The sequence below is a fragment of the Ensifer sp. MJa1 genome (assembly GCF_037026475.1).
Classification (GTDB): Bacteria; Pseudomonadota; Alphaproteobacteria; order Rhizobiales; family Rhizobiaceae; genus Ensifer.
Map to the genome: position 1 here is coordinate 72,848 of NZ_JAKUMO010000018.1, position 21,253 is coordinate 94,100.

Sequence of the window (21,253 nt, forward strand, 5' to 3'; positions counted from 1 at the left end):
CAGCGCCAATTGCCGCGGCCAACACGTCGCGGGCCTGTTCATCGCGCGCTACATACGCGTTTGGGCGGTCAATGTACAGGCCCGAGCGCGCGGGCCGGGGTGAGGAAATGCGGCGCCCGTTCCCGCCTGCGCCCCGTCTAGCCGGTCCCGGGGCCCGGTTCGTCGCTATGGGCGCCAAATTCGTTGGGTCCGGGCGTGCCGGGCCAGAGGCAAAGGGCGATAAAGGCGATCGGGCTTAGGACCGGAATGAAAAGGCAGAGCGAGAGCGGGCCTGGATAACCGATATCGTGCAGGCGCTTGATTGCCAGCATGGCGATCGAGGGAAGCGAGACGAGGCTTGAGACGACGAAGGCCAGCGTCCAGAGCCCCAGCGCCGTTTCGTCCGCCTCGTTGGCGGCCATCCTGGCAACCATGAAGCCGGCGATCAGGCACCAGAACAGCCAGGAGAGAAAGAACGGCAAACGGCTGATGCGGCCGGAGGGGCTGAAGAACAGCCAGACCATGTTCGGCTGTCGCCCCTCCGGTGCCATCAGATCAATCTCGAAGGAGTTCGTTGATGCCGGTCTTCGAGCGTGTCTTCTCGTCGACGCGCTTGACGATGACGGCGCAATAAAGGTTCGGCGCCGGCTGGCCGTTGGCCATGGTCGAGCCCGAGGGCATCGAGCCTGCGACGACGACCGAGTAGGGCGGCACTTCGCCATAGGTCACCTCGCCGGTGGCGCGGTCGACGATCTTGGTCGACTTGCCGATGAAGACGCCCATGCCAAGCACCGAGCCTTCGCGCACGATGCAGCCTTCGACGACTTCCGAGCGGGCGCCGATGAAGCAATTGTCCTCGATGATGGTCGGACCGGCCTGCATCGGCTCCAGCACGCCGCCGATGCCGACGCCGCCCGAAAGATGCACATGCTTGCCGATCTGGGCACAGGAGCCGACGGTCGCCCAGGTGTCGACCATCGTGCCTTCGCCGACATAGGCGCCGAGGTTGACGAAGGAGGGCATCAGGATCGCGTTGGGGGCGATGTAGGCCGAACGGCGCACGACGCAGTTCGGAACGGCGCGGAAGCCGGCCTTCTCGAATTCGTTGACGCTCCAGCCGTCGAATTTCGACGGCACCTTGTCCCACCAGACGGACTGGCCCGGGCCACCCTTGACGATTTCCATCGGGTTGAGGCGGAAGGACAAGAGAACCGCCTTCTTCAGCCACTGATTGACGGTCCAGACGCCGTCGTCGCCGCGCTGGGCAACGCGGACCTTGCCGCTGTCGAGCAGGTTCAATGCCGTCTCGACGGCATCGCGCACGGCGCCGCGCGTTCCGGTGTTGACGGAATCGCGATCTTCAAAGGCGGCTTCGATCGTCTGCGACAGGGAGGCGAGGTCGTGGTTCGTCATCGGAATTCCTTAAAGTTCGGCGGTTATCCTGCGAAAGCTCTACTGCATAATTCCGGAAATCGGAATCGATTTAAGGACAAAATTATGCAGCAGATCTAGCTGCTATAGCGACCTTGACACGTCCTCAAGGACGCGCGCAGTGCGGAAAATGGTCCTGAAAAGTTGAAGGGCTTTTCAGGTCCCGTGGGCGGCCGGGGCTTGGCAAATTGCGGCGACTCCGGCACTACAGCGCCGCGTACCCGTTTGGGGGTGCGCAAAGGGCGCCGCAGCGCCTCGATGCGCTTGCGACCTTCATGACCGAGGAATGAGGATAGGACGCGTCTGGACGAGATGCCGATTGTCCGGAACGCGACGGGAAAGACGACATAATGGCACGTATGAAGAAGCGCGCATTGCGCCGCAAACACGGGGTCTGGGATCCGCTTGCCGACAGCTCGCAGAGCCGGCAGCGCGCACAGACGGTTCCAGTCACGCCGCAATCGGCCTCGCCCTCCTATCGCCTCGCCTATATCGACGACGATTTTCTCTGCCGCGAGGAGTTGCGTCCGGTTCGGTTGCAGCTCGAACTCTTGAAAACCGAAATGATGCTGGAGGAGTACGGCATCAACTCGACCGTGGTGATGTTCGGCGGCGCCCGCATCCCCGAGCCCGGCGGCGACGCCTGGGCGGCAAAGAACGAGACGCAGCGCAAGAACCTCGAGGCAGCTTCGGTCTATTACGAGGAAGCGCGCAAGTTTGCCCGGCTCTGCTCGGAGCATTCGGCCAAGCTCGGCCACAAGGAATATGTGGTCGTCACCGGTGGCGGTCCCGGCGTGATGGAAGCGGGCAACCGCGGCGCCGATGATGTCGGCGCGCCGTCGATCGGGCTGAACATCGTGCTGCCGCACGAGCAGGCGCCAAACCGCTTCGTGACGCCGGAACTGTCGTTCAATTTCCATTACTTCGCCATCCGCAAGATGCACTTCCTGCTGCGGGCCAAGGCCGTCACGGTGTTCCCGGGCGGTTTCGGCACGCTGGATGAGCTGTTCGAGACGATGACGCTGATGCAGACCGGGCGCCTGGCGCTGGTCCCGCTCATTCTCTTCGGTGAAAAGTTCTGGCGCTCGATCATCAACTTCGAGGCGCTGGCCGAGTTCGGCACGATCGCGCCGAATGATGTCGATCTCTTCCATTTCGTCGAAACGGCGGATGAGGCCTGGGAGATCATTTCCCAGTTCTATGAAACGGTCGATCCAAGGTCGGTGCCGATGGCAAACGGCCGCCGCTAAGTCGGTCCACCGCCGCACGCTTCTTCTGCATGTTTCCTTAAATCGCATTCGATTTCAGGACAAAAACATGCAGCAGTTCAAAGTGATACAGCGACCTTTGCGCGTCTGATAAGACGCGCGGCGCTGTAGAAGCGCATAGCCCCTCGCGCGGGTTGCAAGGGGCTATGGGCTCGGCAGGAGCCTCTCCACCGGGCGGTGGGGAGAAGGCGGGGCTCCCGTCAGATCTTCCTACAGCGCCGCGCGTATTTTAATACGCGCTAAGGTCGCTGTAGCATTTTAGATTTGCTAGAAATCAGAGCGGGATGCGGGCGGAAAACCGCATACACTTTTCCTCACCCCGCTCTGGTGAAGTCCGCGGCGTCGATGACGCCGTCACCATTCTTGTCGCGCCGCTTGAACATGGTTTCCGCAGCGCTTGAAACTTCACTGGTGCTCAACGAGCCGTTGCCGTCGGTATCGATGCGCTTGAAGGCCTTTGGTCGAAGACCGGGCAGCATGGCCGGGTGCGCTTCCTTCAGCTTGGCAAGAGCGGTCTCGCGCTCGGCGCCGGTCTTGTCCTTGGCCTCGCGCCAGGCCTTGTGCGCCTCGCGGAACGCTTCGCGCTTCACCTTCATCTCTTCGGTGCTGATCTGGCCGTCGCCATTGGCATCGAATGTCCTGAAGTTGTCGGTGATCCGCGCCTGGAATTCGTCGAGAGAAACCTTCTGGTCCTTGTTGGTGTCGAGCCGCTCAATCATGCGTTCACCGCGCTGTTCGGGCGTCAGCTTTTCACGCGCCGCAAAGGAGGGCGCCGCCATGCCGGTTGCCGCCACAGCCAGCGCGGTTACGCCGAGGATCAGGGTTCTGTTGCGCATCATGCTTCCTTTCGATCGGGTTATCCCTGATCGAGAGGATAGACGGCGGCACGCACCGCACCAGTTAAACTTTGGTAATTTAAGCCTTTGGCCGGAAAGGGGTTTTTTACCGGCCAAATTGTGTCCGGTCAGAGGTCGGAGACGACCCGACGCAGGAAGCCGGTAAGGTCCTCGGTCACGTAGTCGATCTGCTCGTCGGTGTCGTTCGACTTTTCCCAGGACTCGGCAAATGTGTATTCGAAGTTACGCGGAACGAGCAGCACCGTCTTCATGCCCAGCGCCTTCGGCACCAGAAGATTGCGCGGCAAGTCCTCGAACATGACCGCATTTCTGGTGTCGACCCGGTGCAGGCTCATGAACTTGTCGTAGGTCTCGCCGGCCGGCTTCGGCACGAAATCGGCGGCAACGATGTCGAAGATGTCGTCGAAGTGGTCGAGGATGCCAAGCGCTCTCGCCGTCATCTCGGCATGGGCGACGCTGCCATTGGTAAAGATGAACTTGCGGCCGGGCAGCGACCGGATCGCTTCGCCGAGCGCCGGGTCGGCGGGCACGATCGAGTAATCGATCGCGTGTGCCTGCTCGAGAAAGTCGTTCGGATCAATGCCGTGATGGATCATCAAGCCTTTGAGCGTCGTGCCATGGTCGCGGTAGTAGTCCTTCTGCAGCTTCTTGGCGTCGGCCGGATCGAGCGACAGCAGTCTTGCCACGTAAGACGTCATGTTGCGGTCGATCTGCGCGAACAGGTTGACGTGATGCGGATAGAGCGTGTTGTCGAGATCGAAGACCCAGTCGGTGACATGGGTGAATTCGGAGCGGGTCGGCAGGCGGTCGAGCTTCTTCATGACTGCCTTATGACATGGGGATCAATGGCCGCAAACGAGAAAATGCATGGGGCCTGCGCGGAAGCGGTCCGGTCGACAGGAGCATTTCCACTTTGAATTGCCCATGTGCCGTGGCATGGTCCGGCCCGACGGATTTATTGGCTCGAGGCTCAAGGTGCCTATGTCGGACGAACTCTTCTATCTGCTTTTCCTGTTTGGGTTCTACCTGACGACAGTCGCCACCTATTTCGCCCTCGGCTTTGGCCTGACCTGGTTCAACGAGCGTAACCCTGAGCGAAAGATCCAGAGGAGACGCAATAACGACAAGCGCCGCAATGCGGAAATCCGCCAGAGCCTCGCTTCGATGTTCAGCGCTTGCCTGCCGCTGACGATCGGCCTTTACGCCCAGCAGAAGGGCTGGGCGATGGCGCCCTGGGCCTTCAACTGGTGGACCGCGGTACCGCTCTTCGTGCTGTGCATGTTCCTCTACGATACCTGGTTCTATTTCATGCATCGGCTGCTGCACACCAAGTGGTTTTATCCGCTGCACGCCCTGCATCACAAAAGCGTCGCGCCGACGATCTGGAGCACCTATTCGGAGGATGTGCTCGACAACTTCCTTCTGCAGAGTTTTTCCGCCGTCATCGTTTTCGTCGTCCCGTTCCCGCCGGCAATCCTCATCGGGCAAAGGCTGTTCGAACATTTCAACGGCATGTTCGGGCACTGCGGTTTCGAGTATTTCGCGTCGTCGACATCGCGTTATCCGTCGCCCCTGCTGTGCACGACGTTCCACGATCAGCACCATTCCGGGTTTCGCTACAATTACGGCAACTATTTTTCGTTCTGGGACCGCGTGCTCGGCACCATCTCGCCGAACTACGACCAGCGCGTGAAGACCTTTGAGCAGGAGGGGCCGCCGCTCACCTTCAGCCAGCCCGCGCTGCCGGAAGAGGCGACCGAAAAGGCGGACTGAACCGCCAAGGCATCGTGGCGTCCTTGGCAACCGCCGCAGCCGCGTGCTAGATCCTTCCAGTCGCTTCCCCGCAACGGCGAAGCGATCCAACTCTTTGAAAAAACGTAATTCCGGGCGGTGCTCCGTTTCGCATTTTGCCGGAATTGCCAACGTGCGCAGCCATGGAAACCTGGGTCCTCATCACCGTCGCCGCGGCCTTCCTTCAGAATGTCCGCTCGGCCATGCAGAAACATCTGAAAGGCGTCATGGGCACGACGGGCGCCACTTTCGTGCGCTTCGGCTTCGGCCTGCCCTTCGCCTTCCTCTATTTGTTCCTGCTGTGGCAGGTGGCCGGGCGCCCGCTGCCGGTGCCGAACGGCACCTTCTTCCTCTGGGCGGTGATCGGAGGGCTCGCGCAGATTGCCGCCACCTTCCTGCTCGTCCATCTCTTCTCCTTCCGCAACTTCGCGGTCGGTACCGCCTATTCGCGCACCGAGCCAGCGCAGGCGGCGGTGTTCGGCCTGATCTTCCTCGGCGAAAAGGCAAGCCAGGGCACGCTGGTGGCGATCGCCATCTCCGTCGTGGGCGTGATGCTGATTTCGGTCGCGCGCACGACGTTGAGCCCGCGCACGCTGGTCACCTCGGTGTTCAGCCGCACGGCCGGCATCGGGCTGCTGTCGGGCACCTTCTTCGGCCTCTCGGCGGTTTCTTATCGCTCTGCCTCGCTGGCGCTGGCACCTAGCCTGCCTCAGCCCGACTATGTGATGCAGGCGAGCTACACGCTGGGTTTTGTCATCCTGCTGCAGACCGTGGTCATGCTCATCTGGATCATGCTGCGCGAACGCGACGAGCTGCCGCGCATTGCCGCCGCCTGGAAGCCGGCCGTCGTGGTCGGCTTTGTCGGTGCATCAGCCTCCTTCGGCTGGTTCATGGCAATGACCCTGCAGCAGGCTGCCGTCGTCAAGGTCGTCGCTCAGGTCGAGATGCTGTTCACCTTCGCCTCGTCCTTCTTCATCTTCCGCGAATGGATCAACCGGCTGGAACTCTTGGGCTGCCTGCTGATCGTGCTCGGCGTGGTGATGCTCGTACTCATCTGAAAAGAGCGCTGATCTGAAAAATAGCCGCCCGAAAACCGGCGCCTTTGTCTCAGAGGGCGTGGTAGAACGACGGCATGTTGTTTGATCTTCCCTCCGATGAAACGCTCTACGACGCATTGATTGCGCGAAGCAGCGAATACGAAGGCGCCGCCTTTGTCTGCGTCAAGACGACAGGCGTCTTCTGCCGCCTGTCCTGCCCGGCCCGCAAGCCCAAGCGCGAGAACACGATCTTCGTCGGATCGATCGGTGCCTGTCTCGAAACCGGCTTCCGACCGTGCCAGCGGTGTCGGCCGCTTGCCACCGTCGGCGCCAAGGATCCGCTTGTCGAAGACCTCCTGCAGGCGCTGGAGGCGGCGCCCGAGCGACGCTGGAGCGAGGGTGACCTCGTTCGCCGGGGGCTTGATCCCTCGACGGTCAGGCGCGCCTTCAAGCGCACGCTCGGCATCACCTTTCTCGATCTGGCGCGGCATCGTCGGCTGGGCTTGGCAGCGCGCCAGCTTGCGGAGGGCGGACGGGTGATCGACGCCCAGATTGACGCGGGCTACGAATCGCCGAGCGGTTTTCGCGCGGCCCTCCAGCGGCTGCTCGGTGACGCGCCGGCGGCAGCCCAGGGACGGGCCCTGCTCTTCTCCGACTGGATCGAAACGCCGCTTGGGCCGATGGTCGCAGTCGCCGACGCAAAGCATCTCTATTTGCTGGAGTTTCACGACCGCAAGGCGCTGCCTGCGGAGCTCGTAAGCCTGAAACGCCAGACACGCTCCGCAGTCGTCACCGGCCGGACCGCGCCGATCGATCAGATAGAGACTGAACTGAATGCCTATTTTTCCGGTGAAAGCAACGGCTTTCAGACACCGCTCGCCGCCGGCGGCACGGCCTTCGAGCGCAACGTTTGGGCGCAACTCGCCAAAATTCCCGTCGGCGAGACGCGATCCTATAGTGACATTGCCCGCGAGGTGGATACGATCCGCGCCGTTCGTGCCGTGGCCAAGGCCAACGGTTCCAACCGGATCGCCATCGTCATTCCCTGCCATCGCTGCATCGGCGCGGACGGATCCCTGACAGGCTATGGCGGTGGGCTTTGGCGGAAACAATGGCTGCTTCGGCACGAGGCCAAATTGAAACCTGTCGGCTTGTTCGTGGAGGAAATGCGATGACTGAGAAGGAAAAGGCGATTGCCTTCGCCGCCCTGCATCAGAAGGGCGATCCGCTGGTGCTCTACAACATCTGGGATGCCGGGAGCGCCAAGGCCGTAGCGGATGCCGGGGCAAAGGCGCTGGCCACAGGAAGCTGGTCGGTGGCGGCTGCCCACGGCTTCGGTGACGGCGAAAAAGTGCCGATGGAGTGGCTCGCCGAGATCGCGCGGCTGATCGTCGCCTCGACCGAATTGCCCCTGACCGTCGACTTCGAAGGCGCCTATTCCGAGGATCCGGAAACCGGGGCCGCAAACGTCTCCCGCATCCTCGATGCTGGCGCCATCGGCATCAATTTCGAGGACCAGGTGGTCGGCAAGGGGGGCGTCCATGCCATTGAAAAGCAGGCTGCCCGTATCCGCGCGATCCGCGACATGGCCGACCGGCGGGGCATTCCGCTGTTCATCAATGCCCGCACGGATCTCTTCCTGCAGGAAGGTGATGAGGCGCGCCACGCCGGATTGGTCGATGAGGCGATCGCCCGTGGCAAGGCCTATGCCGAAGCCGGCGCCAACGGCTTCTTCGTGCCGTGGCTGGTCGACGCAGGATTGATCGCCAAGGTCTGCGCTGCCTCCAGCCTGCCGGTCAACATCATGATGCGGCCGGCAGCACCCGATCTGAAGACGCTTGCCGGCGCCGGCGTTGCCCGTGTCAGCTATGGCCCGGGACCCTACCGAGCGATGATGGAAAAGCTGAAGGCGGCAGCGTCGGAGATCTACGCTCCGCGCTGAGCGGGGGCTTGATGAAATCGCGCGGCGCAAGTTGCGCGATTTCACCGTGAAAATGTACGTTTTTGGCCGCAGCCTGGAGCTGTTATTTCCGCAATCTTCAGCTTTATCGTGTCTCTGGCAGTTCGTTGCGACCCGAGAGGCACCGTATGAAGATTGTTCTGCTCAATCCCCCGCATACGGCCATCGGCAGCCGTATTCCCGATGACCATCTCCCGCCACTCGGCCTGCTCGCCGTTGGCGGGCCGCTCCTTGATGATGGCCACGCCGTGCGGCTCATCGATTGCGAATTCGGCCCTTTGGGCTTCGAGGAGATTGTCGCACGCGTGCTCAACGACTGCCCGGATCTTCTGCTGATCGGTCATTCGGGATCGACGTCGGCCCACCCGACGGCCAGGCGAATTGCCAGCGATGTCAGAATGGCCGCACCGTCCGTGCGGGTGATCTATGGCGGTGTGTTCCCGACCTATCATTGGCGCGAGGTTCTGAGCGAGAGCGGCGCCTTCGATTACATCGTCAGGGGAGAGGGCGAGGAGACGGTGCGGCGGCTCGTGCGCGCCCTGTCATCCTTAGAACCCTTGAGCGAGGTTCCGGGCATCGCCTATCGCGATGATGACGGCAGCGCTCTCGCCACCCGTCCGGCCGAGGCGATCGCCAATCTCGATGCCTACCGCATCGGCTGGGAGCTGATCGAGCATCGGCACTACAGCTATTGGGGCGGAAAGCGCGCTGTTGTGCTGCAGTTTTCGAGGGGGTGTCCGCATTTGTGTAACTATTGCGGCCAGCGTGGCTTCTGGACGCGATGGCGGCACCGGGATCCGGTCGCGTTCGCTAAGGAGATCGCCCGCCTTCACCGCGAAGAGGGCGTGGAACTGATCAACCTCGCCGACGAAAACCCGACCTCGTCGCGCAGGGCCTGGCTCGCCTTCTTGAACGCCATGATCGCCGAGAACGTGTCGGTGCAGATCGTCGGCTCGACGCGGGCGGACGATATCGTGCGCGATGCCGACATATTGCACCTCTATCGTAAGGCCGGTGTCGTGCGTTGGCTGCTCGGGATGGAAAACACTGACGACGCTACGCTGAAGCTGATCAAGAAGGGCGGGACTACCACGAGCGACCGGCAGGCAATCGCGCTCCTGCGCCAGCACGATATTCTCTCGATGGCCACCTGGGTGGTCGGTTTCGAGGAGGAACGCCTGGGCGATCTTTGGCGCGGTTTCAGGCAGCTCTTGTCCTATGATCCGGACCAGATCCAGGCGCTCTACGTCACGCTCCACCGGTGGACCCCATTCTTCGGCCTGGCCAGGGATCGCACCGTCATCGAGCCGGACATCCGCAAATGGGACTACAAGCATCAGGTACTGAAGATGAAGCATCTTCATCCAGCCGTGCTCTTCCTGAGCGTCAAGTTGATCGAGGTTGCGATCCAGGCGCGGCCGAAGGCCCTTGCGCGCGTTCTCCTGCACCGTGACCCGCAGCAGCGCCATTCGATGCAGTGGTACACTCGCATGGGGCGCAGGGTCTGGTTTCACGAACTCTACGAATTCGTCTTCCGCCGACGCCATTTCGACTCCGGGCCGACGCTTCAGGTGTTCTGGGGAGCGCCGCAGGAGGCCGAGGAAGAATCGATGCTGCCGCCGCGCCGGCGCCGTCCGGCAGACAGCGCGGCCGCATAAAAAATCCGGAAGCCGTGCGGGACGACTTCCGGATCCTCGTCATGCCATTTTGCCGATCGGCTTGATCAGGGCACGATCAGCGTGCCGGCGCCGCGCTCGGTGAAGATTTCGAGCAACACCGAATGAGGCGTCTTGCCGTTGAGGATGACGACGCCCTGGACGCCTGCCTTGATGGCGTCGATGCAGGTCTCGACCTTCGGGATCATGCCGCCGGAAATCGTGCCGTCGGCGATCAGCGCGCGTGCCTGCGCAACCGAAAGCTCCTTGATCAGCTTGCCTTCCTTGTCGAGCACGCCGGCCACGTCGGTCAGGAACAGGAGGCGCGTGGCGTTCAGCGCACCGGCGATCGCGCCGGCGAAGGTGTCGGCGTTGATGTTGTAGGTGTGGCCGTCGCGGCCCGGTGCCACCGGCGCGATGACCGGGATCATTTCGGAGCGGGCGAGCAGGTCGATCAGCGTGCGGTCGACTTCGACCACTTCGCCGACGAAGCCGAGATCGAGCACGCGCTCGATGTTGCTGTCCGGGTCCTTGATGGTCTTGCGCGCCTTTTCGGCGAAGACCATGTTGCCGTCCTTGCCGCAAAGGCCGATCGCCCATTCGCCCGTCTGGTTGATGAGCGCGACGATCTCCTTGTTGATCGAGCCGGCAAGCACCATCTCGACGATCTCGACCGTCTTTTCGTCGGTGACGCGCAAGCCGCCTTCGAACTTCGATTCGATGCCCATCTTCGTCAGCATCGCGCCGATCTGCGGGCCGCCGCCGTGCACGACGATCGGGTTGACGCCCGACTGCTTCAAAAGCGCGATGTCGCTTGCAAAGGCGCGGCCGAGTTCGGCATTGCCCATGGCGTGGCCGCCATATTTGACGACGATCGTCTTGTTCTCGTAGCGCTGCATGTAGGGCAGGGCCTGGGTGAGCAGGCGTGCCTGGATTTCACTTTCATTGGCGGACATGGCGGACCCTCGAAAAATACCGGCTGCTGTTTAGCGCAAGTTCCGGACCGATGGAATGATCGGCGAGCAACATAAAGCCGGAATGACATGACTGGTGCATGGCGATTTGCGCTCTATGTTCGTCTGCAGGTGAGCTTCGGGACGCGTCTTGATGGTCGATGAGGATATAGCCGGGCTTATCGGCCGCGTTTCGCTCGGCGATCGCGACGCCTTTGCCGAGCTTTACCGGCAGACCAGCCCGAAACTTTTCGGCATCTGCTTGCGTATCCTTGGAAATCGGAGCGAGGCGGAAGAAGCGCTGCAGGAAATCTACGTCAAGATCTGGCAGCGCGCCGGCCGATTTTCGCAAGGACAGGCGGCTGCGACGTCCTGGCTGGCGGCAATTGCGCGCAATCAGGCGATTGATCTCGTGCGGGCGCGCAAACCCTCCGCCAACGTGATTGACGAAGCCTACGATTTGGCTGATCCTGCTGCCGATCCGGAAAAATCGGCGGTCGTGAGCGCGGAAGGCAGGCGGATCGATGCCTGTATGGAGGAGCTTGAAAGGGACCGTGCGGAGGCGGTGCGGCGTGCCTATGTCGAGGGCTTGAGTTACCAGGAGCTGGCCGACATTTACGCAGTGCCGTTGAACACCATGCGGACTTGGTTGAGGCGGAGCCTCATGAAGTTACGAGAGTGTATGGAGCGATGACAGCACCAAGCCCAGAGGGAGGCGATCGTCGCCGCGACGAAGTGATCGCGGGCGAGTATGTGCTCGGCGTTCTGTCGGTCGCCGACCGGCGCAAGGTCGAGGCCCGGCTCGCCTCCGATCGAAATTTTGCTGCCATGGTGGACCGCTGGCAGAGCAACCTCTCCTCCTTCGACGACGGCTATGAGCCGGTTGTCCCGCCGCCGAAGACCTTCTCTGCCATCGAACGGCGGCTTTTCGAGGCATCGCAGGTGGCACCGGTTCAGCCCCGCCGCGGGCTCTGGAATTCACTCGCTGTCTGGCGCGGGCTGGCACTGGCGTCGCTCGCCGCAGTTGCGGTGATGGGCGCCTCGATGGCCGGCCTGTTCACAGCGCCGTCGGCGAGCACGTCGCTCGTCGCCGAACTGACCGGGAAAGGCAGCGCCATCGATCTGGTCGCCCACTACGACCATCAGTCCGGGCGACTGAAGGTGACGCCGGTCGCGGCAAGGCAGGCGGAACAGAAATCCCTCGAACTCTGGCTGATCAACGGCAGCAATCCGGCGATTTCGCTTGGCGTGTTGCCGCAGTCTGGCGAAGGCGAGCTTGCCGTTCCATCGGCCTTCCGCTCGAGGATTTCGAGCGGCTCGGTCCTTGCCGTCAGCGTCGAGCCGCTGGGCGGATCGCCGACCGGATCGGCCACCGGTCCGATCATCGCGCTCGGCAAAGCGCGTAACCCATAATACGCAGAACGCTCGAAATACCCCATCTTATCAATCGGATACGTTTAGACAAAATTGCTGAAACTCTTTCTCCAGCCGTTCCGTTGCTTGTCATGTTCCCGCGGTGGGAACGACAGCTTCGGCGGGGCGGCTTCAGCGTCGCCTCCCTCAACAGGAAGGAAAGAAAGATGTTCACGTCTGCTATCCGCTTGGTCGCAACGGCTTCCGTTCTTGCAGCGAGCGCCTGCGTCGCCCATGCCGAGAACCCGATGGTCGGTGGCGCGCCTATGTATGCCGAGAAGAATATCGTCGAGAACGCCGTCAATTCGAAGGATCACACGACGCTGGTCGCCGCAGTCAAGGCGGCCGGACTGGTGGAGACCTTGCAGGCCAAGGGCCCGTTCACGGTTTTCGCGCCGACCAACGAAGCCTTCGACGCACTGCCTGCCGGCACGGTCGATACGCTCTTGAAGCCAGAAAACAAGGAGAAGCTCGCCCAGGTTCTCACCTGCCATGTCGTTGCCGCCGACGCTATGTCCGCAGCGATTGCCAAGATGGTCAAGGACGATGGCGGCGAACACGACGTCAAGACCGTCGGCGGCTGCGTTCTCAAGGCCAAGGACGACGGCGGCAAGATCACCCTGACTGACGAAACCGGCGGCACGGCCACGGTGACCATCGCCGACGTCAAGCAGTCGAACGGCGTCATCCATGTGATCGACAAGGTGCTGCTGCCCAAGGGCTGATGGCGCCTGCAGCCGGGGCGCCACCCGCCTCGGCACCTTGCCACCGGCTACTGCATGTTTCCTTTAATCGTACTCGATTAAAGGACAAAAACATGCAGCACTTCAAAGTGCTACAGCGACCTTTGCGCGTCTGATAAGACGCGCGGCGCTGTAGTTCGGCCGGTGGCATTTCGAAACGGGCTCACGGTGCTTTGACTGGCAGTGTTTTGCTGCGGTCGCGTCAGGCGATTAAGGTCAGTGTCAAGGCTTGGAGCGGCAAGGAGGGGTAGATGGTCAACCGACGCATCTTTCTGATGGCAGGCAGCGCTCTCGCGGCGGCCGCCATCGTTGCACGGCTCCCCTTGGCCCGGGCTGCCGGCACCGAGACCTTCGAAGTCGTCAAGACTGACGCGGAGTGGCGGGCGCTTTTGACCGACGACCAGTATCGGATCCTGCGGCATGAGGATACGGAGCGACCGTTTACAAGCGCGCTCAACAACGAGAAACGCAAGGGGCTCTTCCAGTGCGCGGGCTGCGCGCTTCCGCTCTATTCCTCCGAGGCGAAGTATGACAGCGGCACGGGCTGGCCAAGTTTTTGGCAGTCACTGCCGCGCGCCGTCGCGACGCGGCAGGACAGTTCTTTTGGCATGACCCGAACCGAATGCCATTGCCGGCGCTGCGGCGGTCATCTGGGGCACATCTTCGACGACGGCCCGCCGCCAACCGGCAAGCGCCATTGCATCAACGGCCTGGCGCTCGCCTTCGTGCCGGCGTCGAGCTAGACCACTCCAGATGCGGAGTGATCCCGCCTTCCGCTTAGAACGAGCCCGCCGGCGGCGAGGCTGAGGCTGTGCCCGAAAGCGCCGCCTGCAGCTTTTGTTCCTGTTCCGGGGACAGTGACGTCTTCAGCACACGACCGCGGACATTGGGAAGCTCGGCGAGCACCTTCTCCGGCTGGACCTTGCGCACCAGGATGAACAGTGCCGAGGAATTGTTGGGGATCGTGTTGCCGAGCGATTTGATGAAATCGTCATCGATGCCGTAGTCGGTCAGCGATCCGGAAAGCGCGCCGGCGCCGGCGCCGAGCGCGCCGCCGATCGCAAAGCCTGCCAGCGGATTGAGGAACAGAAGCCCGACGAGCCCGCCCCAGAGCGAGCCGGAGAGCAGGCCCGAGGTCGCGCCGACGGCCGTCAGGTTGAGGCTCTGCTTGAGGTGAACCTTGCCTTCGGCATCCCGGACGACGACAACCGCGTCCTCGAGATCGATGAGATATTCCTTCTTCAGGCCTGCGAGTTTGACGAGGACCTTGTCGGCCTCATCGGGTGCATCGAACCCGACAACGATCAGATCGGACATGTTTCTCTCCTGTCTCTGGCCGCGCCGCTATGCGGGCGCAACCCAGAGATAGAGCGGATCGCATGTCAGGGTAGTGACAGAGATCAAAGACTTTCGACCGACGGTCCTTTGGGGTTGCCGCCTGGCCGACAAAACCCTAGCGGGCGATCGCCGTTTCGATCGCGGCGCGCAGCTCGTCGAGCCCCAGCCCCTTTTCCGACGAAGTCGAGAGTACCTCCGGGAACGCGGCGGGATGCTTCTTGATCTTGTCGAGCGTCTCGGCCACCAGCCGCGGCACGCCGGCTTCCTTGATCTTGTCGGTCTTGGTGAGCACGAGCTGGTAGGAGACCGCTGCCTTGTCGAGCAGCGAGAGCACGTCTTCGTCGTTCTTCTTGATGCCGTGTCGGCTGTCGATCAGCACATAGACGCGCTTCAGCGTCGAGCGGCCGCGCAGATAATCGAACACGAGCTTCGTCCAGGCATCGACCTGCTCCTTCGGCGCCTGCGCATAGCCGTATCCGGGCATGTCGACGAGCGCCATCGGCGGCAGGTCCCCCACCTCACCGGAATAGCCGTCCGGCACGAAGTAGTTGAGCTCCTGTGTGCGGCCGGGCGTGTTCGAGGTGCGGGCAAGACCCTTGTGGCCGACTAGCGCATTGATCAGCGACGACTTGCCGACATTGGAGCGGCCGGCAAAGGCGATTTCGGCCGGACCCTCGGGGGGGAGGAACTTCATGGCGGGCACGCCGCGAATGAAAATCCACGGCCGGCCGAACAGCGGCTTGTCGTCTTTGGTTTTGATTTCGGCCATCGGCGCAGGGTCCTTCATCGAGAAAGCCATGGCTTCATGGTTTTGGCCGTGGATGTCAAGGCGTCGGCGTGCGCACGGGGCGTCCGGGACCGGCCTGCTGGCGCCGAAACTCGTTAAAGAGATAGGCAAGCAGCGCCAGGAAGATGAAGGTGCCGCCGATGATCGTGCGGCCGCTCGGCACTTCGCCATGGATGAGAGCGACCCAGAGCGGGCCAAGCACGGTTTCGGCCGTGCCGAGCAAGGCAGCGAGCGCCGAAGGCACGAGCCGGGCGCCGGTGACGAACAGCGCCATGCCGAGCCCCAGGTTGAAAGCCCCGAAGACGAAGAGCAAAGCGAGCTCGCCGGATGTGACCGACGGCCCTGATGACTGGCTTGCGGCGATGGCGGCGGCGGCAAAACAGCCAAAGCAGGTTGCCGGCGTCATGCGCACATGCGGGTAACGGCGGGTAATCACGGTCGCCAGCGCAAAGACCACGGGGATCAAGAGCGCCAGCGCGTCGCCGACAGGCGAGACGGCGCCCGTCAGGCTTTCCGACACCATGATGCCGACCCCGACGATCACGGCGGTGATTGCGCCCCAGGTGAAGCGAGAGACCCGCTCGCGGAAAAAGATCCAGCTCATCAGCGCCGCAAACAAGGGCACGCCGGCGCCGAGCAGCACGACATTGGCGATGGTCGTGTAGGAGATGGCGATGATGAACGAGGTGGAGGCAATGGTGAAGCAGAGCCCGACGGCGACGCCCGGCCAGCCCATGCCCCTAAACAAGGCCACAGTGCCACGCGGCCCGTCGCGCACCAGCATGAAGGCGAGCAGGAAAAGGCCGGCAAACAGGCAGCGCCAGAAGACGATCGTCCAGCTGTCCGGGATCTCGAGGAAACGCGCAATCGCGCCGCCGAAACTCCAGAAGAAGGCTGAACCGAAGACGAGCAGGGCGCCAAGTTTTTCACTGGCGGCAAGCGGCGCGGAAGAGGCGGGTTGATGCGTCATGATGCGGCTCGCCAGGGAGATGGTGCACAATAGTGCGGATGAAGGCCTGTCAGCACTCGCATTCGCGCCGCAGTCTGTCGCACGTCGGCCCGTCAAAGAAAAGGCCCCAAACCTTGCGGTTCGGGGCCTCCGTGTCGCATTATTTGTCCGGCGTCATTCCGCCGGCTTGGGCTTCTTCGTAAACAGGCTCTTCAGGTTGTCGAAGAGCTCGATCTTGACGCCCTGGCGCTTCATGATGATCGACTGCTGCAGCACCGAAAGCGTGTTGTTCCAGGCCCAGTAGATGACGAGGCCGGCCGGGAAGGTCGCGAGCATGAAGGTGAAGACCACCGGCATCCAGGTGAACAGCATCGCCTGGGTCGGGTCCGGCGGCGTCGGGTTCATGCGCATCTGGACGAACATGGTGATGCCCATGATGATCGGCCAGACGCCGAGGTGCAGGAAGGCCGGGCCCTCGAAGGGAAGCAGGCCGAAGAGGTTGACGATCGTCGTCGGATCCGGGGCGGACAGGTCGTGGATCCAGCCGAAGAACGGCGCATGGCGCATCTCGATGGTGATGTAGATCACCTTGTAGAGCGCGAAGAACACCGGGATCTGGATCAGGATCGGCCAGCAGCCCGCCAGCGGATTGATCTTCTCGTCCTTGTAGAGCTGCATCATCGCCTGCTGCAGGCCCATGCGGTCGTCGCCGAACTTCTTCTTCAATTCCTCCATCTTCGGCTGAACCTTCTTCATGTTCGCCATCGATGCGTACTGCTTGTTGGCGAGCGGGAAGAAGATCGCCTTGACGACGATGGTGGTGATTAGGATCGCGATGCCGAAGTTGCCGAACAGACGGAAGAAGAAGTCCATCATTTTGAACATCGGCTTGGTGATGAAGTAGAACCAGCCCCAGTCGATCAGCTTGTCGAAGTTGGGGATCGAGTAGGCCACTTCATAATTGTCGACGACCGGGACTTCCTTGGCGCCGGCAAAGACGAGGTTCTTCACTTCGGACGACTGGCTAGGTGCAATGGTGATGGCATCGCTCTTGTAGTCGCTCTGGTAACGGCCGCGGCCGTCGGTAAAGTGCGAGAATCGGGTGTCGTATGGGGTCGCCTGCGGCGGAACGATTGCCGTCGCCCAATACTTGTCGGTGATGCCGAGCCAGCCGCCGGTCGCCTTGCCCGGTTCGATGGCCTTGTCGTCCTCGATCTTGGAATAGCCGACTTCCTGCAGGCCCTGGTCGCCGATGACGCCGATGAAACCTTCGTGCAGCACGTAGACGCTCGGCGTCGTCGGCTTGTTGAAGCGCGTCACGCGACCGTAGGACGACAGCGCCAGCGGTTCGGCAGTGTCGTTCTTGATGCTGTCGACCACCTGGAACATGTAGTGGTCGTCGACCGAGATCGTACGGGTGAAGACGACGCCCTTCTCGTTGGTGTAGGTGAGGGTTACCGGCGTTGCTGCGGTCAGCTTGTCGCCGCCCGAAAGCGTCCAGACGGTCTGCGGACCCGGAACGCTACCGGTGGCCTCGCTGCCGACATAGCCGAGTTCGGCAAAGTAGCCGTCGGTCGTCTCGGCCGGGCTGAAGAGGGTGATGACCGGGCTCTGCGGATCAACCGTCTCGCGGTACTCCTTGAGCTTCAGGTCGTCGAAGCGGGCGCCGGTCAGGTTGATGGAGCCGGAAAGCGCCGGCGTGTCGATCGCAACGCGTGCCGATTTGGCGATCGCCTGGTCGCGGTTTTCACCCGCGCCCGGAATGGCGCCGCCACCGGGCAGGGCCTGGCCAGACGGCTGCTGTGCCGGGGTTGCCGACTGCGACTGCGCCTGTTGGGCCTGCAGCGCTTCCGCAGCGATGCGTTCCTTTTCAATCTTCGGATTGACGTAAAGGAACTGCCAGGCGACGAGGATCAGCACGGACAGGCCAATCGCCACGAAATAGTTGCGGTTTTTTTCCATCATAGTTTCCTGGAACCGGCCGGCGGCCGCTTCTGTTTCGGCTTGTTTTCGATGCGCTCGCCAAGCCCCCGGGTCAAGGCGTCGAACGGGGCATTCAGGAGATCGCGTCGCGCGACAATCACATAGTCGTGTCCGGGTTTCATTGCAAACCCGGCGGAAAGCCGCACCGCCTCTTTCAGGCGTCGGCGCATCCGGTTTCGCTCGACGGCATTGCCGTGTTTCTTGGTCACGGTGAAGCCGACGCGGGCCTCGCCTTCCGGATCGTTGCGGTCGAGCACTTCGAGGAGAAACAAGGGGCCTCTACGGCTTTCTCCTGCCCGAACGGCCAAAAACTGCGGACGGCTTTTCAGCCGCCCGACAGTCTTTTTGTCTTTATCTGACGTCATGTGCCCGGACACTGGTTTCGGGCAATTTCGGCTTAAGCCGAAAGACGCTTGCGGCCACGAGCCCGGCGGGCTGCGAGGACCTTCTGGCCACCCTTGGTAGCCATGCGCGAGCGGAAGCCGTGACGACGCTTGCGGACAAGCTTGGACGGTTGGTAGGTACGCTTCATTTATTTAATACCGCGGTGTGCGGCCCTTCTTGGGTTTGCGTGTAGCAAGGAGCGTTTACGTTACCGGGCGCGGCTCCGCCTTGCGGACAGGAGGGCTTGACCGGACGTGCGCGGCTTATAAGGGGAAATTTCCGCGAAAGTCAATTGCAGGCGGCGATTCAGCATCCATCCGGGCTGCAAAAGTGATCGCCTGGCCAGTGGCGGGCGTCAGCCAGGGTTGCCGCGAAGGAGGGGGAGCTAGCCGAGATTGGTAAACGGAGCGCTAATCCGCCCTCCCCAGAATGCTGGGACACCGCGATGATCTTTATTAACCATGCCTATTTTAGGGTTTCCCTGGTGCAGTGAGGTCCAGGCAGGTTCGATAGACGGACAGGTCCGCGGCCTCGTGGAGGTCGGGATGAAAATACGCGGTAAGATCAATCTAATCGTCGGCATCATGAGCGTGCTGGCGGTTGCGGTAACCGGCATGTCGCTGGTCGCTGTCAACAAATACAACGAGAAATTCCATCAGTACGAGAACGTGGCGAAGCGTGCCTTCAACGCCGAACGCCTCAATCGCCTGGTGACCGCGGTGGTCATGGAATCGCGCGGAATCTACGCCGCCCCGACCATCGAGAAGGCCAAGCCGTTCGCCGAAGGCATTCACAAGAATCTCGACAAGATCGACACGCTGCTTGCCGAGTGGCGCCCGCTGATCCCCGCCGACACACAAGCCTCCTTCGATACGCTGGTCGCCAAGGCCAAGGAATTCAGGACCTTCCGCGTCGAAACGGCGCGGCTCGGCAACGAGGTGTCGCCGCAGGCTGCCAACGAACAGGGCAATAACGACGCCAACCGCGCGAACCGGAAGGCGTTCCAGGAACAGATCGACGCCGTCGTCGACATCAACCTGAAGACGCTCGACGTCGTCACCCAAGAGGTTGCAGCGTTCGAGCGCAACGTGATCATCACCATTCTCGCCATCGCCGGCCTTGGCCTCATCGCCGGCATTGGCGCGGCCTTCTATATCGCCACGAGCCATCTGAGCCGCCCGATCCTTGAATTGACCGGCAAGATGAAGCAGCTGGCCGGTGGCGACCTTTCCGTCGACGTGCCCTTCGCAGGCCGCAAGGATGAGATTGGCGAGATGGCTGAAGCCGTCGAGGTCTTCAAGCAGAACGGCCTGGCCGTGCGCGACCTCAATGCACAGGAAGCGGCGCTACGTGAAAAGAGCGCCGATCTCCAGTCGAGCATCGGTGTCGTCGTCGCTGCGGCCGCCGCTGGCGATTTCACCAAGCGGATCGGCAAGGACTATGAGAACGATGACCTCAATCGCTTCGCAAGGAGCGTGAACGAACTGGTCGGCAGTGTTGATGCCGGTATCGCCGAGACCCGCCGGGTTGTCGCCAGCCTTGCGGCAGGTGACCTCACCCAGAGCATGAGCGGTCACTACCAGGGCGCCTTCGCAGAGCTGCAGAAGAACGTCAATGAGACGCTGTCGACGCTGCAGAAGACGCTGCGCGAGGTTCGCGTCACCACCGACACGATCAACGGCAATTCGTCCGAGCTTCGCGCGGCTGCCGATGATCTTTCCAAGCGCACCGAACAGCAGGCCGCAGCGCTCGAGGAAACCTCGGCCGCCCTCGACGAGATCACCGTCGCGGTGAAAAGCTCGACCGAGCGGGCGCAGGAAGCGACCGTCATGGTCAACGAGGCCAAACACAGCGCTGCCCAGTCGGCAGCCGTCGTGCGCAATGCCGTCGACGCCATGGGCCGCATCGAGCAGGCCTCGAGCGAGATCGGTCAGATCACCAACGTGATCGACGAAATCGCCTTCCAGACCAATCTCCTGGCGCTGAATGCCGGGGTCGAGGCGGCCCGTGCCGGTGACGCCGGCAAGGGTTTTGCGGTCGTTGCCCAGGAAGTACGCGAACTCGCCCAGCGCGCGGCCAGTGCCGCCAAGGACATCAAGTCGCTGATTTCGAAGTCCGGCAGCGAAGTGGCAACCGGTGTCCGGCTGGTGCAGGAGACAGGCTCGGCGCTTGGCGAGATCGAGGAACGGGTCCTGAAGATCAACGACCACATCCATTCGATCGCGACCGCGGCGCGCGAACAATCGACGGGCCTCAGTGAAGTCAGCACGGCCGTCAACCAGATGGACCAGGTGACCCAGCAGAACGCGGCGATGGTCGAAGAGGCGAATGCCGCCACCCACAAGCTCTCCGCCGAGGCCAACAACCTTGCCAACCTCATAGCCTACTTCAAGGTGGACAATGCGTCGGTCCGGCCGATTGCCGTGGCACGCGAGAGCGCCCGGCCGGTCGAGTCACCCGCGCGCCGCATGATCAGCAACGTCTCGCGCGCCTTCGGCGGTGGCAGTGCCGCAGCCGTTGCCCGGGACGATTGGGAAGAATTCTGATCTTCCATTCTGACCTCTCCGTTATCCGAGCCCGCGGCGCCGACATGGTGTCGCGGGTTCGCCGTTTCTGCCGGTCGCACATGCCGGCTGCGGAGGGTCTGAGCACTGTTCCCTGGGTGACTTACACCGCTTGCGAATCCTCGCAGATAGACCCAGCCGAGCACATGCGGATGCGCGGG

General features: G+C 62.3%; 22 protein-coding genes. 11 read left to right on the forward strand and 11 right to left on the reverse strand.

The window, feature by feature from the left end; all coding sequences use genetic code 11:
- Nucleotides 1-137: 137 nt before the first annotated feature.
- Entirely contained in the window at nucleotides 138-530 is a 393-nt protein-coding gene (locus MKZ91_RS22245; protein WP_336173212.1) for a DUF805 domain-containing protein, read from the reverse strand.
- A 4-nt stretch (nucleotides 531-534) separates the two neighbouring features.
- Entirely contained in the window at nucleotides 535-1,392 is an 858-nt protein-coding gene (gene dapD, locus MKZ91_RS22250; protein ID WP_336173213.1) for a 2,3,4,5-tetrahydropyridine-2,6-dicarboxylate N-succinyltransferase, read from the reverse strand.
- 368 nt (nucleotides 1,393-1,760) lie between these two features.
- On the opposite strand from dapD, the gene MKZ91_RS22255 reads away from it, so the two are divergent.
- Nucleotides 1,761-2,660: an LOG family protein gene (locus MKZ91_RS22255; RefSeq protein ID WP_336173214.1), complete on the forward strand. Its 900-nt coding sequence runs from the start codon at nucleotides 1,761-1,763 to the stop codon at nucleotides 2,658-2,660.
- Between the two features lie 332 nt (nucleotides 2,661-2,992).
- On the opposite strand, the gene MKZ91_RS22260 is transcribed toward MKZ91_RS22255, so the two are convergent.
- Together MKZ91_RS22260 and MKZ91_RS22265 are read right to left on the reverse strand one after the other, a co-directional pair.
- Nucleotides 2,993-3,514: an EF-hand domain-containing protein gene (locus tag MKZ91_RS22260; protein WP_336173215.1), complete on the reverse strand. Its 522-nt coding sequence runs from the start codon at nucleotides 3,512-3,514 to the stop codon at nucleotides 2,993-2,995.
- A gap of 128 nt (nucleotides 3,515-3,642) precedes the next feature.
- Nucleotides 3,643-4,356 (reverse strand): pyrimidine 5'-nucleotidase, encoded by a 714-nt coding sequence (locus MKZ91_RS22265; RefSeq protein WP_336173216.1) that lies wholly within the window; start codon nucleotides 4,354-4,356, stop codon nucleotides 3,643-3,645.
- Nucleotides 4,357-4,516: 160 nt separating this feature from the next.
- Between MKZ91_RS22265 and MKZ91_RS22270 the strand changes: the two genes are divergently transcribed.
- The 5 genes from MKZ91_RS22270 (at nucleotide 4,517) to bchE (ending at nucleotide 9,981) form a co-directional block, all read left to right on the forward strand.
- Nucleotides 4,517-5,308, forward strand: a complete 792-nt coding sequence (locus MKZ91_RS22270; RefSeq protein WP_336173217.1) for a sterol desaturase family protein — start codon at nucleotides 4,517-4,519, stop codon at nucleotides 5,306-5,308.
- A gap of 161 nt (nucleotides 5,309-5,469) precedes the next feature.
- Nucleotides 5,470-6,384, forward strand: a complete 915-nt coding sequence (locus MKZ91_RS22275; RefSeq protein WP_336173218.1) for a DMT family transporter — start codon at nucleotides 5,470-5,472, stop codon at nucleotides 6,382-6,384.
- Between the two features lie 74 nt (nucleotides 6,385-6,458).
- On the forward strand, nucleotides 6,459-7,538 hold the full coding sequence (locus tag MKZ91_RS22280) for a bifunctional transcriptional activator/DNA repair enzyme AdaA (protein WP_336173219.1): 1,080 nt from the start codon (nucleotides 6,459-6,461) through the stop codon (nucleotides 7,536-7,538).
- A complete protein-coding gene (locus MKZ91_RS22285) occupies nucleotides 7,535-8,305 on the forward strand; it encodes an isocitrate lyase/PEP mutase family protein (protein WP_336173220.1) in 771 nt (256 codons plus the stop codon). The genes MKZ91_RS22280 and MKZ91_RS22285 overlap by 4 nt, the downstream gene beginning before the upstream one ends.
- A gap of 146 nt (nucleotides 8,306-8,451) precedes the next feature.
- Entirely contained in the window at nucleotides 8,452-9,981 is a 1,530-nt protein-coding gene (gene bchE / locus MKZ91_RS22290) for a magnesium-protoporphyrin IX monomethyl ester anaerobic oxidative cyclase (RefSeq protein ID WP_336173221.1), read from the forward strand.
- A 65-nt stretch (nucleotides 9,982-10,046) separates the two neighbouring features.
- On the opposite strand, the gene argB is transcribed toward bchE, so the two are convergent.
- Nucleotides 10,047-10,934 (reverse strand): acetylglutamate kinase, encoded by an 888-nt coding sequence (argB, locus tag MKZ91_RS22295; RefSeq protein WP_336173222.1) that lies wholly within the window; start codon nucleotides 10,932-10,934, stop codon nucleotides 10,047-10,049.
- 151 nt (nucleotides 10,935-11,085) lie between these two features.
- Here argB and MKZ91_RS22300 point away from each other — a divergent pair, with 151 nt between their 5' ends.
- From MKZ91_RS22300 to msrB, 4 genes are all read left to right on the forward strand, one after another.
- Nucleotides 11,086-11,625, forward strand: coding sequence for a sigma-70 family RNA polymerase sigma factor (locus MKZ91_RS22300; RefSeq protein WP_336173223.1), 540 nt, complete (start codon nucleotides 11,086-11,088; stop codon nucleotides 11,623-11,625).
- Nucleotides 11,622-12,344 carry an anti-sigma factor gene (locus tag MKZ91_RS22305; protein WP_336173224.1) on the forward strand — a complete coding sequence of 241 codons (723 nt, stop codon included), beginning with the start codon at nucleotides 11,622-11,624 and terminating at the stop codon, nucleotides 12,342-12,344. The genes MKZ91_RS22300 and MKZ91_RS22305 overlap by 4 nt, the downstream gene beginning before the upstream one ends.
- A gap of 167 nt (nucleotides 12,345-12,511) precedes the next feature.
- Complete coding sequence (locus tag MKZ91_RS22310) at nucleotides 12,512-13,069, forward strand: fasciclin domain-containing protein (protein ID WP_336173225.1); 558 nt, start codon at nucleotides 12,512-12,514, stop codon at nucleotides 13,067-13,069.
- A gap of 269 nt (nucleotides 13,070-13,338) precedes the next feature.
- On the forward strand, nucleotides 13,339-13,830 hold the full coding sequence (gene msrB, locus MKZ91_RS22315) for a peptide-methionine (R)-S-oxide reductase MsrB (RefSeq protein WP_336173226.1): 492 nt from the start codon (nucleotides 13,339-13,341) through the stop codon (nucleotides 13,828-13,830).
- A 34-nt stretch (nucleotides 13,831-13,864) separates the two neighbouring features.
- Here the strand turns inward: msrB and MKZ91_RS22320 are convergent, their stop codons facing one another.
- From MKZ91_RS22320 to rpmH, 6 genes are all read right to left on the reverse strand, one after another.
- A complete protein-coding gene (locus MKZ91_RS22320) occupies nucleotides 13,865-14,404 on the reverse strand; it encodes a DUF1269 domain-containing protein (RefSeq protein ID WP_336173227.1) in 540 nt (179 codons plus the stop codon).
- Between the two features lie 136 nt (nucleotides 14,405-14,540).
- The gene (gene yihA, locus MKZ91_RS22325; protein ID WP_336173228.1) at nucleotides 14,541-15,194 is read right to left on the reverse strand and encodes a ribosome biogenesis GTP-binding protein YihA/YsxC; all 654 of its coding nucleotides are present in this window, start codon (nucleotides 15,192-15,194) and stop codon (nucleotides 14,541-14,543) included.
- Nucleotides 15,195-15,249: 55 nt separating this feature from the next.
- Nucleotides 15,250-16,182, reverse strand: coding sequence for a DMT family transporter (locus tag MKZ91_RS22330; protein ID WP_336173229.1), 933 nt, complete (start codon nucleotides 16,180-16,182; stop codon nucleotides 15,250-15,252).
- 153 nt (nucleotides 16,183-16,335) lie between these two features.
- Nucleotides 16,336-18,123, reverse strand: coding sequence for a membrane protein insertase YidC (gene yidC, locus MKZ91_RS22335; RefSeq protein WP_336173230.1), 1,788 nt, complete (start codon nucleotides 18,121-18,123; stop codon nucleotides 16,336-16,338).
- On the reverse strand, nucleotides 18,123-18,521 hold the full coding sequence (gene rnpA, locus MKZ91_RS22340) for a ribonuclease P protein component (protein ID WP_336173231.1): 399 nt from the start codon (nucleotides 18,519-18,521) through the stop codon (nucleotides 18,123-18,125). The genes yidC and rnpA overlap by 1 nt, the downstream gene beginning before the upstream one ends.
- Nucleotides 18,522-18,541: 20 nt before the next feature.
- Nucleotides 18,542-18,676: a 50S ribosomal protein L34 gene (rpmH, locus tag MKZ91_RS22345; RefSeq protein ID WP_077962533.1), complete on the reverse strand. Its 135-nt coding sequence runs from the start codon at nucleotides 18,674-18,676 to the stop codon at nucleotides 18,542-18,544.
- Nucleotides 18,677-19,073: 397 nt separating this feature from the next.
- Between rpmH and MKZ91_RS22350 the strand changes: the two genes are divergently transcribed.
- Nucleotides 19,074-21,074 carry a HAMP domain-containing methyl-accepting chemotaxis protein gene (locus MKZ91_RS22350; protein ID WP_336173232.1) on the forward strand — a complete coding sequence of 667 codons (2,001 nt, stop codon included), beginning with the start codon at nucleotides 19,074-19,076 and terminating at the stop codon, nucleotides 21,072-21,074.
- The last annotated feature ends 179 nt before the right edge of the window (nucleotides 21,075-21,253 follow it).